The 11,521-nt window shown below is 62.3% G+C and carries 9 protein-coding genes; 2 read left to right on the top strand and 7 right to left on the bottom strand.

Annotated features, from left to right (window positions below; translation table 11 throughout):
- The 6 genes from ACMO6A_RS03100 to ACMO6A_RS03075 form a co-directional block, all read right to left on the bottom strand.
- Nucleotides 1-241, bottom strand: a 241-nt coding sequence (locus ACMO6A_RS03100) for a twin-arginine translocation signal domain-containing protein (RefSeq protein ID WP_418470765.1), incomplete at its 3' end; no start/stop codon positions are given.
- 211 nt (nt 242-452) lie between these two features.
- Nucleotides 453-1,130 (bottom strand): TorD/DmsD family molecular chaperone, encoded by a 678-nt coding sequence (locus ACMO6A_RS03095; protein ID WP_418470764.1) that lies wholly within the window; start codon nt 1,128-1,130, stop codon nt 453-455.
- 142 nt (nt 1,131-1,272) lie between these two features.
- Nucleotides 1,273-2,151 (bottom strand): dimethyl sulfoxide reductase anchor subunit family protein, encoded by an 879-nt coding sequence (locus ACMO6A_RS03090; protein ID WP_009609016.1) that lies wholly within the window; start codon nt 2,149-2,151, stop codon nt 1,273-1,275.
- 2 nt (nt 2,152-2,153) lie between these two features.
- The gene (locus tag ACMO6A_RS03085; protein WP_418470763.1) at nt 2,154-2,726 is read right to left on the bottom strand and encodes a 4Fe-4S dicluster domain-containing protein; all 573 of its coding nucleotides are present in this window, start codon (nt 2,724-2,726) and stop codon (nt 2,154-2,156) included.
- A 1-nt stretch (nt 2,727) separates the two neighbouring features.
- Nucleotides 2,728-5,643, bottom strand: a complete 2,916-nt coding sequence (locus ACMO6A_RS03080) for a molybdopterin-containing oxidoreductase family protein (protein ID WP_009609021.1) — start codon at nt 5,641-5,643, stop codon at nt 2,728-2,730.
- Between the two features lie 810 nt (nt 5,644-6,453).
- Nucleotides 6,454-8,196, bottom strand: a complete 1,743-nt coding sequence (locus ACMO6A_RS03075; RefSeq protein WP_009305694.1) for an FAD-dependent oxidoreductase — start codon at nt 8,194-8,196, stop codon at nt 6,454-6,456.
- Between the two features lie 209 nt (nt 8,197-8,405).
- On the opposite strand from ACMO6A_RS03075, the gene ACMO6A_RS03070 reads away from it, so the two are divergent.
- Nucleotides 8,406-9,866, top strand: coding sequence for a helix-turn-helix transcriptional regulator (locus tag ACMO6A_RS03070; protein WP_009305693.1), 1,461 nt, complete (start codon nt 8,406-8,408; stop codon nt 9,864-9,866).
- Nucleotides 9,867-10,487: 621 nt separating this feature from the next.
- Entirely contained in the window at nt 10,488-10,931 is a 444-nt protein-coding gene (locus ACMO6A_RS03065; RefSeq protein ID WP_009305692.1) for a MarR family winged helix-turn-helix transcriptional regulator, read from the top strand.
- Here the strand turns inward: ACMO6A_RS03065 and ACMO6A_RS03060 are convergent.
- Nucleotides 10,928-11,521: prealbumin-like fold domain-containing protein (locus ACMO6A_RS03060; RefSeq protein WP_418470762.1), on the bottom strand; the 594-nt coding region annotated here is incomplete at its 5' end. The two genes, ACMO6A_RS03065 and ACMO6A_RS03060, sit on opposite strands and share 4 nt — an antisense overlap.

Genomic DNA, 11,521 nt, shown 5'->3' with positions numbered 1-11,521 from the left:
ACGCCACGAGGTTCTCGGCCAGCGGAATCGGCGTCACGATGCCGTAGGGGCACGCCTGCAGGCAGCGCCCGCAGCGGTCGCACGCCGCCACCAGCTGCGCGTTCGACTTCGCGCCCGGCGGGCGCACGAACGCGGCGTCGGCCTGGCGCGACACCGCGCCGAACCCGCCGACGCCCACCATCGCCGCGCCCACGGCCCCCGCGGCGAGGAACCCGCGTCGGGAAATCGTCTCCACACTCATCATCCCCTCAACAACAAACTCGATGTTTCACGTGAAACGCTTCAGCCGTCGGTCAGGTCGGCCGAATCTGGCACAAATAAACGGTTTGGGCGCGAATTCCTTCTACTTTTTGGCGAATAGCAAACCATGCATTTACGTAATGCCTGGTCGCTGTTTCCCGCCCGCCTTCCACCATGCCCAAACCGTAAATTTGTGCCACGATCGCATGCTGCTACCCCAGCACTTCGGCAAGCTCGGCCGCGTCGGCGGTCAGGAAGCCTTCGGTGAACGTCGCCAAGTCGAAGTAGAAGCCGTCTTCGGCAGCCTTGCGCACGTCGGCCGTGAAACGGTCGATCCAGTTCAGCAGGTGGTCGCTCAGGAACTCCCTCTGGGCGCGCAGCTGGCGCTCGGCCCCCGCCTCGTCTCCCGCGCGCAGCGCCTCCACGGCGCGCCCGCACAGAAGCGCCATGAAGGCCAGCTCGACGGCCAGGTGGTCCTCCGGCTCCTTGAAACCGGGGTTCTTCGCGAAGCCCGCGCCGCGGTACACATGCAGCACTTCCGCGTAGGCGTCCTGCATCATGAGGCCGCCCTCGCTCGTGTACACCGACTCGTACGGGAAGGCCTTCTGCGCAGTGCGCGGGCCCATGCCGAAGAACGCGCGGTCGAACACGACCGCCAGCTGCTCCAGCGCGTCCTCGTCGCAGCCGGCAAGGTCGGCCTGCAGCGCGGCGAACCCGGCGGCCAGGCCGGCGTCGTCGGAGGCCAGCGCGGCCTCCCCTGCCAGCGCCTCGGCGAACGCGGCGTCGATCTCGGTCTCGTAGCAGCGAGACAGCAGTGCGTACACGCGGCTGCGGTTCTCGCAGAAGTCTATAAGGTTCTCAGCGAGCTCAGCAGGCATGGTTTCGATCATGATTGCCCTCCTTGGGTTTTGATGTCTGATCTCGTCGGCCGTCCTTCGTACCTGAACGCTGCGGAGGGGGTTGCAGCGTTCAGGCACGGGGGAAGGCGGATGAGGGGGGCGCGCCGCGCCAGGCGGCGCGCCCCTAACTGTATCAGTGGTAGATGAACTGCTCCACACTGGTGCCCACGGCGTACATGATGATGCGGATCACGATGGCGCCGATGGCGGTGCAGGCGCACGCTCCGAGCAGGTACATGGCCAGCTGCTTCGGCGCGACCGAACCGGTGTCGCCCGCTCCCTTCGTCGCCTGCACGCAGGCCAGCACGGTCAGCGCAACCGGGACCACGATGCCGATCACCACGACGCCCGCCCAGAACATCACGGCCAAATCGCCCGAGATCAGACGATCGATGGAACGCGTCGGCGCCTGGTACGGAGCGATGGCGATCCACACCACGTACGCCACCGTGGTCACCGCCATGATGACGACGCCCGCCAGCGCCAGCTTCAGCGCGAAGCCGCCCTCTTCGGCGGCCTTGCCGCGCAGCAGCACGAGGCCGGCCATCAGCGTCATGCCCAAAGCCAGGCCGGCGCCCAAGAACATCAGGGGAAGCGCGATGCTATCCCACGCAGGACGGGCCGCGATCAGGTACGACGACCCTGCCACGAACGGCAGCACCAGGCCCACGATGCCTCCCAGCACGCCGAACACCTTCGACACGCCAGGGTAGTCCTTCTTCGCCAGCACCAGGTACACCAACGCGATGATGCCCATGATGGCGACGACGAACAGCTCCTTCGACAGCCCGGATCCCAGGTTGCCCAGCAGATGCGTCGCGCGCTCCGGGTGCCCCATGTGCAGCACCGACACGCAGCCGCCCACGGCCAGGCAGACGAGCGCGATCAGCGCGCCCGAGAACCGCACTTCGCGGAACTTGCCGCGCAGCTCGCCCACGGCCAGGAACACGAACGAACCCGAGGTGACGCCCAACAGCACGCTGAAAATCAGAAGTGGCCACTGGATTTCCATGGTTACTCATCTCCCTTCCAGGCGCACTTGTCCATGGCGTAGTCCACGCCCGGATGGTTCCCCACGTCCTTCAGCTTGTACGTCTTCTTTGCGGCGCGCAGCTTCGACACATCGGACTCGGGATCGTCCAGGTCGCCGAACTTGCGAGCCTGGCCCGGGCAGTGCTTCACGCACGCCGGCTTCTCGCCCTTATCGATGAGATGCGCGCACATCGTGCACTTTTCGATAACGCCCTTGTCCTTGCTGGTGTCGTACGCGCGCACGCCGTAGGGGCAGGCCATGACGCAGTACTGGCAGCCGATGCACTTGCTGTGATCCACCAGCACCACGCCGTCGTCGCGCTTGTAGCTGGCGCCGGTGGGGCACACGCTGACGCATTCCGGGTTGGCGCAATGCTGGCACGACACGGGCAGGTAGTACATCTCCAGGTCGGGATAGGTTCCCGAAGGGCCCACCGTCAGCACCTTGTTGTAGAACGTGCCCAGCCCCACGTTGTTCTCCTGCTTGCACACGACGGCGCAGGAGTGGCAGCCGATGCAGCTGTCCAGATCGATGTCGATAATGTTGCGGGTCATGTTACTTCGCACCCCCCTTCGTCACCTGCGCGACGCCGTTCTGCTGGTCGTCGGCGGCCAGCTGGTCGGCGGTCAGCGGCAGGAATATCTTGAGGTCTTCCGAGTTCATGCAGATGTTCTTCGGCGCGCCGTCGTCGGCCTTGTACACCTTGCACAGGCCGCCGTAGTTGTCGGTGCCCACGGCGGGATCGTACGGGCCGTTGTTCTCGAACAGCACGTTGCAGTTGCTGTCGAACGCGCCGTGCAGGTCGTCGGTGGCCTCGCGCTCGGGGAACCACCAGTCGTGCTCGACGTGGATCATGCCCGGCTTGATGGCCTCGGTGAGGTTCGCGCGCTGCTTGATGCGGTCGACGTACGTCTCGATGTACACCCAGTCGTCCTGCTCGATGCCGTGCTCGGCGGCGGTGGCGGGGTTGATGTCCATCGTCGGGAACATGTGCACCTCGCGCATCCACGGACTGTTGCGGTACTCGGTGTGGAAGAACGCGTGGCTGCGGCCGCCCGTGATCAGCGTGTACGGGTACTCGTCCAGCAGATCGGGGCGCGAGATCTTCGTGATCGGCGGCTCGATGTACATGGGCAGGGCGCCGTTTCCGTACAGCAGCAGGTCTTCGCTCCACAGCTCCATCTTGCCGTTGTCGGACTGCGGATGCGGCGGAATCACCGTGCCGTCCGGCTTCTTCGCGCCGGGGAAGCGGTAGACCGAGCCCATTTTGTTGCCGCGGTACATGGTGTTGAAGCCGGGGCGGAAGTCGCTCGTCTTGCGCATGAAGCCCGTCTCGTATTTCGGCGCGTTCTTCACGGTGGCCATCTCCACGCCGGTCACGCTGATGCGCTCGCGGAACTCTTCGAAGTTCGCGCAGCTCAGCTGCGGCGGAAGCGTCTCGGGACCCTTCACCATGTAGTCGAAGAACTCGTACTTGTCCTTCCAGTACATGTCCACGCCCATGTATTCGGCGAACTCGAAGCAGATGTCCATGTCGTCGCGGCACTCGCCCAGCGGCTCGTGGAACGGCTGGCGGATAAGGTACGTGTGGCTGGTCGGATAGCCGTGGCCGGAGTGCGCCCACTCGACGCGGTCCACTTCGTTGGGATGCGCGGCCGGCAGGATGATGTCGGCCAGCTCGCCCGACGGCGTCATGTACAGGTCCACGTTCACGAAGAAGTCCAGGTTCTTGAAGCCTTCGACGATCTCATGGCCGCCCTCGATGGAGAGGATGGGCTCGGACGTCTGCTGCCAGTAACCGTAGATCTGGAACGGATCGCCCTTCGCCATGGCCTTCGTCGTGGCCGCGCCGAAGCCGCCCTGCTGGCCGTAGATGACCTGGCCGCCGGAGTTCTGCTTCGTGGTCTTCAACTCGCCGGTGGCGTCGTCGGCCACGAGGATGTCCTGGTAGCCGGTGTTCTGGCACACGGAAAGCTTCTTGATGTTCATGGCCGTTTCCTTGCGGCGCTGCCCCATGCGGCCTTCCTTGTTCGGCACGACGTCGAACATGAAGGAGTCGTAGCCGGTGGCGGGCTCGCGGCCGATGTTCTGGCCGCCCTTCGAGTCGAAGTTGCCGGCCAGCGCCATCATGATGGTGAACGCCTGCGAGATGCCGGACGTGTTGATGGAGAACTCCACCTTCTGGCCGCGCGTGAAGCACGCGTGCGGGCTGGCGTCGATGTAGGCGTCGATGGCTTCCTTGATCTTGCCCTCGGGAAGCTCGCAGAACTCGGCGGCGCGCTGGATGGTCCACGGGGTGACGTGCTCCACCAGGATGTCCCAGCTGGTACGGTACGTCTTGCCGTTGATCTCATGGCTGCCGGACAGCGCGGGCTTCGCGTCGGCCACGATGTTGCCCTCGGCGTCGAGCCACTGGAAGGCCTTCGGGCCGCCCACGCCCTTCGCGTTCTGCCAGTCGCCGGACCAGAAGATCAGCTGGTCGCTGTTCTCGTCCCACGCGGCGTACAGCTCTTCGTTGCCGTCCTCCTTGAGGTACGACTCGCGCAGCTGGTAGCCCGTGCCGTTGCCGTCGGCGTCCTTCTCGTCGATGAAGAACGGGGCGTTCGTGTACATGCGCGCGAATTCGGTTGCGCACTTGTCAGAGTGGACGATCTCGTTGATGAAAGCCAGCACCAGCGCCATGTCGGAGCCGGGGCGAATGGGCAGCCAGATGTCGGCCTTGGAAGCCGTGCAGGTGAAGCGGGGGTCGACGCAGATGACCTTCGCGCCGCGCTCCTGCGCGCGCTTGACGGTGAGCCAGTCGTAGTAGCCGCGGCTGCGCTCCTGGCGGCACCAGATGAGGATGCAGTCGGTGTTGTTGCCGTCCCAGCCGGTGTACTGCGTCTCGTCGCCGTACAAACGCTGGCTGGAGAAGTACGAACCCACCCAGCACAGGTTGCCCACGCCGAACGTGGCCGTGGAGCCCAGCTCAAGCCACAGCTTGTTGATGGCCTGGAACTGCAGCATGTCGCGGCCCGTGCCGTACTGGTGCGCGATGGTGTGCCAGCCGTGTTCCTCGCCGATCTTGGTGAAGCGGTCGCGCGCTTCCTCGTAGGCCTCTTCCCACGTGATGCGCTTCCACTGGCCGGAGCCCTTCTCGCCCACGCGCTTCTGCGGGTAGCGCACGCGCAGCGGGTTGTACAGCTCCTGCGGGATGGCGAAGCAGCGCCCGCACAGCGTGCCCTCGCTGAACAGGTCGGGGTTGCCCTCGATCTTCACGAGGCGCCCGTCCTTGACGTGCCCGAACAACGCGCAGCGGCCGTAGCACTGGCGGCACGCGCTGGGGATGATCTTCACGTCGTCGGACGAGGTGCTGGTGGCCGCTGCCTCGTCGGCCGCGGCGGCGGTGGCCGACGCGCCGAGCAGCAGCGTCGAAGCGGTCGCGACGGCCGAAGCCTTCACGAAGCCTCGGCGGCTCATCTTTAGTGACATCTCTCCTCCTTTTGCCTCACTCTGCATGGAGGGGTCGGAGATGCGGAGGGGTGCGCGCGTCGAAGAATCCCCCTTCAAAGCGCCCCGGACTGCAAGTTCCCCGTTCTCGTTCCCCTTTTACTTGCAGTGCTAATTATATTACCTGATATTATTAGTGCAACGACTTTAAGCTATCTTTATAAAGAATAGTCGCGACCACGAGAGTTATACGTGGCGAACAGGTAAAAACGTACGCATGTTTCACGTGAAACATTGAATATGATCCTCAGTTCAGAGCTGCTCTACGTGACGGCAAGCACAGCGGCCCTCTCACCTGGGAAGGTGCCTAAGCTCCGAAAACGGCGGCACCGCGAGGGCTCGTTTCGCGGCTCCAGATGATCATTTTCGGCTGTTTCCTGCCACGCTCGAAGGCATTCGCTGCGCCGAACCGGCATCAGCGGATCCTGCTCGACGCCTCCGAACATCGAACGTCAAAGTTCTTGTGCGCTAAAGGGGCAACTGCACGCAAGGAAGCAAAAGGAAGCTGCGCCGGACAAATGTTTCACGTGAAACATTCGGACTCCCGGGCCTAGATACAAACGCAAGGAGAAACCGATCCGAACGTTGGTCCACCCGCAAAGAAGAAAGCCGGGACGCGTTAAACAAACGTCGCCCAAGGAAAGACGGATGCGAAACGGAGCCGCCTCGGCAGAGGCCCCGCGCGTCCCGCCGCACGCGCCGCGCAAGTCGGCGGCGATTATGCCCGCACGCGACGCCTAGGGAGGGAGAGGTCGTCGCGCACGGGCTCCAGCACAGTTTGCTGCGCGAGTTTTACAGCTTGGCCAAATCGCGGCCAAGCACGTACGGGAGCGTACAGCAGCAGGCGCCCAGGTTCTGGCCGGGCAATCCAAAGTTGTACGTGCCAGCGAAGAAATCACCGATCATGGTGCCTACGCAGTACAGGCCTTCGATGGGAGTATCGTCATCCTCGCAAATCTGCAAGTTCGCATCCGTTCGCAAACCGCCCATGACCGTGAGGAAGGTAACGCCCGTGGTTTTCGCACCGTAGAACGGAGGCGTGCTGATAGGGAACAGGATACTGGGATTCACCTGGTACTCTTCGTCGTAACCCTGTTCCGCATAGGTATTGTAGCGCTCGATGGAAGCAAGGGCCTCTTTTTTGTCGATGCCCTCAAGCTGGTCGAGAAGCTCCTCTAGCGTGTCCGCTTTGAAGTAGGTGCCCTTCTCCACGTTTGCATCCCACATGGCCACCATTTGCTCGGGAGTAAGCGGCTTCTGCGGCGTGACGTTGTTCACCGAGCAACCAAGCGTCTCCCATTCTTCCTGCGTCTGAGCGTACGCAGTATCCCAGATGCCGAACCCGGTGGTTTGAGGCTGCGTCAGCAGCGAGCGAGCGCCGAACGCAAAGTTCGTGTTCTCGTTCTGGAAGCGCTTGCCGTTGATGTTGAGGTTGATGCCCCAGAAGTTATCGATGACGCAGTGGCTGGGCCCGGGAACCCCTCCGTTGACAGCGCAGGGATTCGGGAACACCTTCTGCCAACCGGCACCGACCCACAATCCCATTTTATGGCCGTCTCCCGGCATGAGGCCGGAGTAGTTCATGCCGGCATCGAAATCTACCGCATCCTCGCCGAACGTGAGCTGATCTTTCAGCGAGTTGTAAATATCCGGCGCGTATTTGGCCATCATGTCCTCGTCTTTTGAGAAGTCGCCAGTGGCCAACACCACGGCCTTCGTAGCCTCGTACTTGGCATACGTGCCGTCAGCGCGCTTCGCGATAACGGCGCTCACACGACCGGTGTTATCGTCCTCGCGGATCAGCTGCACACCGCGGGTCTGAAAGTGGATCTGCTGCCCCAGATCCTGCGTAAGCGTGTCGGCGTACGCCTGAGCGCACAACGGCGCACCCTGGAACACGCCCAACGGATTCTCGTCATTCCAGAAGTTGTGCACCGACGCCGGCGCGGCCAGCGTACCATCAGGATCGGCGTACGGAGGCTCGAGATTGACCTTCAGGCCTTTGGCGGTCATCTTGTCGATCATCCAGTCCATGGATTCGCCGCTGTATTGGAGCCAACGCGACCATTTCATCTTATCCATGCTGTAGAAACCGGCAAGCTGCTCGATCTTCACATGCTCCAAGGCATCCTTCGGCGTGTAGTCGATACCCATTTCCTTCTGGTACTTCGTGCCGATGGCCTGGTTCGATCCGCCACGCGAAATAGCCTTGGTGCCCGCATCGATCAATATAACGCTCAGCCCGCCTTCGGCCGCCGAAACGGCGCAGCACGTGCCCGCCATGCCTGCGCCGACCACGACGACGTCTGCATTGAACGTTTCAGCAATATCGGCGTCGGCGATAGGCTCCGGCGGGATTTCGAAGCTCCATTTCTGGGTAGCCGACTGCGCAGTCAGCGCTCCGTCCGAAGATGCGCCACCGTTCGCCCCTTCGCTTTTCGGCGCCGCAGGCGAGCAAGCGGCCAGCGTCCCCATCGCCCCCAGCGCGCCGATCGCACCCGCGCCCTTCAAAAAGTCACGACGATTCAGTTCCATGATTCCCTCCTTGATCCGATTGAAACAACTGCTTGAATCTAGCACGCCGCGTTCGCCGAAACGTTCACCCACAGCGAGCGTTTCGCATCCCGGCGTTCACATGGATCGGGTGAATTCTTGGAAAATGGGCAGATCGACCTCTCTTCGACGATCGAATCAGCATGTCCCAAACGAACTTATCGGGTACAATGCCCGCAGGAGGGGAATGCATGCAGAAAACCATCGCGAATATCTTGCTCGCGGCCACGGGCTTCGCATGTTTCCTCGCGCTCAATTCGTTTTCCCTCTGGGGTTTCGCTCTCTTGCCTGAGACAGCGCTCGGCGAAAATGCTCAGCTGCTGTGGAGCGCGCCTCTCTCGCTGAGCAACATGCTAACGTTCTTCGTGTTCGTCATAGGGGCATACTGCGCTCCGACGCTGTTCAATCGCAGCCCGCTACCCGCCGCCGCCGCGCTGCTGACCGCCGCCGTCACGCTGATGGGCCTGTCCACGCTCACCCAAAATCCCGCAGTTCTCATCTCAGCCAGCACGTGCATGGGCATCGGCACAACATGCTGCTTCTTCTGCTGGGCACGTGCTTTGTTCGCGGACGGCTCCGATTTGGCAAAGATCGAGCTAGTACTGGGATCCGTCCTGTCGGCGGTTCCCTATCTCGCCTTTTTCACGCTAGAACCATCGGCCATAGCAGTGACTATCGCCGTGCTCGCCGCATGTAATGTTGCGGCGCTGTTCTCCCACCAAAGACTTGCCAATCGCGAAAACCGTTCCCATATTCCTCAGCGCACCGTCCCATTCGGCACACTGCTGGCCACCCTCTGGAAACCGCTGCTGTGCATCGCCATGATTGGACTGGCGGCCCCGGCCATCGTCGTCATCTCGCACGACTCTACCGCGAGCATGACATTCGTACAGCAATCGCTTATGGTGCATTCCGAGAATATCATCGCCGCGCTCGTTCTGGGCATCGCGTGGTTAGGAGCAAGGCGAGAAACGACCCCTACCAAAACGTTCTCGGTGCTGTTTCCCATCATAGCGACGGCGCTGCTGCTGTTCCTTGTGCTGGAACCGCCGCTGCGCATCATCGTCCCATACGTCAGCGGGATCGCATTCGTCGTGTTCTCGATGATAGTGATGATTGATAGCATCGAAGTGAGCTCGAAGCAAAATTTGGGATTAACCAGCGTGTACGGCCTGTTCGCGGGTCTGTTTTACTGCGCGAACTGGCTGGGCAACTTCGCCATGGAAGCCGTCCGCGAACAAGGGCTGCTGCAGGAGGCAACGGTTACGATAGCGGTCGTTGCGCTGCTGTACGGATGCTCCATCGTTATGTTCTTCGTCACACGGGCGCCGCGAGAAGCCTCTTCCAGCAATGCCGACAAGACTTGCGCGCCGCAGGAAGCAATTGCGACCGAAACTCCCGTCGAAGTTTCGACTCCGATAGACCTCATCGATGAGAACTGCCGGAGAATTGCCGAAACGCATGGCTTGTCCAAGCGGCAGGCAGAGGTGTTCGCGCTTCTTGCGCACGGTTACGACATCCCCACTATCGCCAAGAAGCTGTACGTTTCTGAAAACACCGTGCGCACCCACGCGAAGAAAATCTACGCCACCCTTGAAGTTCACAGCAAGCAGGAGATCATCGAGCTATCCAACGCATCTTACGATGCTTAGCCGTTCGCAACAAAACCACGTGCGTAGCGTAACGGTCAGAGGCCTGTTGTCGAATTCGGCAGCAGTCGAGCAGGACTTTGGGCTATAAGGATCGCCCGATTTGAGCCGATGCACGCGATCCGGCCGTTTCTGCACAAAAAGCCGCGACGTGCGACGCCTGGAAGCCTCGAAAAGAGCTTTCCAACCGTCCTGCCGACGAAGCCTTCAATACTCCTCAGATCGCTACAATATCGATCAGGCGTTTTCCAAAGCAACCAAAACTGCGCGAAATGCGGCAACCGACAAGGTGTCGCACGTCGCGGCTTTTTGTGCAAAACGGCCCTGCAGCGTGCGAGATTGCTTGCGCGCAACCATCGCCGTTGATCGCAGGCGTCAATGACGGCGTCAACGACATGCAGACGCGAGCAGCACCAGCAGAGGCAGCGCGAGTGCGGTCTTAGATACCGGCGGCGTGGTTTTTGGACGCGCGAGACGCAAAGAAGTTGACGGGTTCCGGTCAATTGTGATTAATTGAGCAGGTACTTTATAGTCCCTATCGCCGTTCAGCGTGGCCAACGCAGCGTGCGGACCGCCCGCACGCCCCTCCCCACCTTCGCGCGGCATTCCAGAAGCAGGTCAAGCATGATCAACCAGCATAACAGCCTCATCGGATTCCTCGTGTACGACGCGCAGCGCGCCATCGCCAAGTCGCTGGAAACCGCGCTCAAGCCCTACGAGATCACGCCGGGCCAATGGAACCTCATCAACCAGCTGGACAGCGCGGGCGAACTCTCGCAGAAGCAACTGGCGGAACGCACGCGCAAGGAGCAGGCCACCATCACCCGCTACCTCGACACGCTCGAGCGCAAGGGTCTCGTGGTGCGCAACCAGCACAAGTCCGACCGCCGCGCGCATGCGATCTCGGTGACGGAGAAGGCGCACGAGCTGGTCGCAACCGCTCAGCCGGTTACCGTCGACGCGGCGGACCGCCTGATCGAGGGCATCGACCAGGCGGATCTCGACACGTTCGTCGCGGTGCTGGCGAAGCTCAAGGAGAACGCCGACAACTACTCCAACAACGGCTAGCGACGACCCGCGCGCCGCCGCGCAACCAAAAGCGCCGTGGCGAGCGCACCTATCGCAACCGAGCCCAGCGCGCCCAGAACGGCGAGCGGAACAGCGTCGCCGGTGCGGGCGATCGACGATGCAGAGAACGTCTTGCCCGGGGCATTCGGAGTCGACGGTTGCGAGGTCGACGGAGTGCCCGGCGCGGCAGGGTCGACGGGTTTCGCCGGGTCGGTCGGGTCGGTGGGATCGTTGGGATCCACCGGGTCAACCGGGTCGGGCGGCACCGGAGCGTTCTCCATAGTGAGTTCGACCTGCTCGGGCTGGCCCACTTCCACTCCGAACTCAACCGGCGTCTCGTCCAACACGTAGCCTTCGGGGGCGGCCGTCTCCACGAAGCGGTAGCTTCCCACCGGCAAATCATGCACCTCGATGATTCCCTCATCGTTCGTGGCAAGCGCGTCGAAGCCGTCGACCACGGCCCACGTCCCGTCGGACAGATGCTGCTCCAACTTGAACACCGCTCCGGCAAGCACCGTCGTCGCATCGTCGGCATCCACCTTCGTGAGCAGCGCGCCGCCCAGCACAGGAGTCTTCACGTTCGTAGCCGT

Source organism: Eggerthella sp., from assembly GCF_048329335.1.
Taxonomy (GTDB): domain Bacteria; phylum Actinomycetota; class Coriobacteriia; order Coriobacteriales; family Eggerthellaceae; genus Eggerthella; species Eggerthella lenta.
Note: the sequence above shows the minus strand (reverse complement) of the source record. Positions and strands in the feature narration are given on the sequence as shown.

Excerpts from the sequence above, each read along its gene's own strand:
- ACMO6A_RS03075 (WP_009305694.1), bottom strand. The coding sequence starts at position 8,196 with ATGGAACTGAATCGTCGTGACTTTTTGAAGGGCGCGGGTGCGATCGGC.
- ACMO6A_RS03085 (WP_418470763.1), bottom strand. The coding sequence starts at position 2,726 with ATGACCCGCAACATTATCGACATCGATCTGGACAGCTGCATCGGCTGC.
- ACMO6A_RS03095 (WP_418470764.1), bottom strand. The coding sequence starts at position 1,130 with ATGATCGAAACCATGCCTGCTGAGCTCGCTGAGAACCTTATAGACTTC.
- ACMO6A_RS03080 (WP_009609021.1), bottom strand. The coding sequence starts at position 5,643 with ATGTCACTAAAGATGAGCCGCCGAGGCTTCGTGAAGGCTTCGGCCGTC.
- ACMO6A_RS03070 (WP_009305693.1), top strand. The coding sequence starts at position 8,406 with ATGCAGAAAACCATCGCGAATATCTTGCTCGCGGCCACGGGCTTCGCA.
- ACMO6A_RS03065 (WP_009305692.1), top strand. The coding sequence starts at position 10,488 with ATGATCAACCAGCATAACAGCCTCATCGGATTCCTCGTGTACGACGCG.
- ACMO6A_RS03090 (WP_009609016.1), bottom strand. The coding sequence starts at position 2,151 with ATGGAAATCCAGTGGCCACTTCTGATTTTCAGCGTGCTGTTGGGCGTC.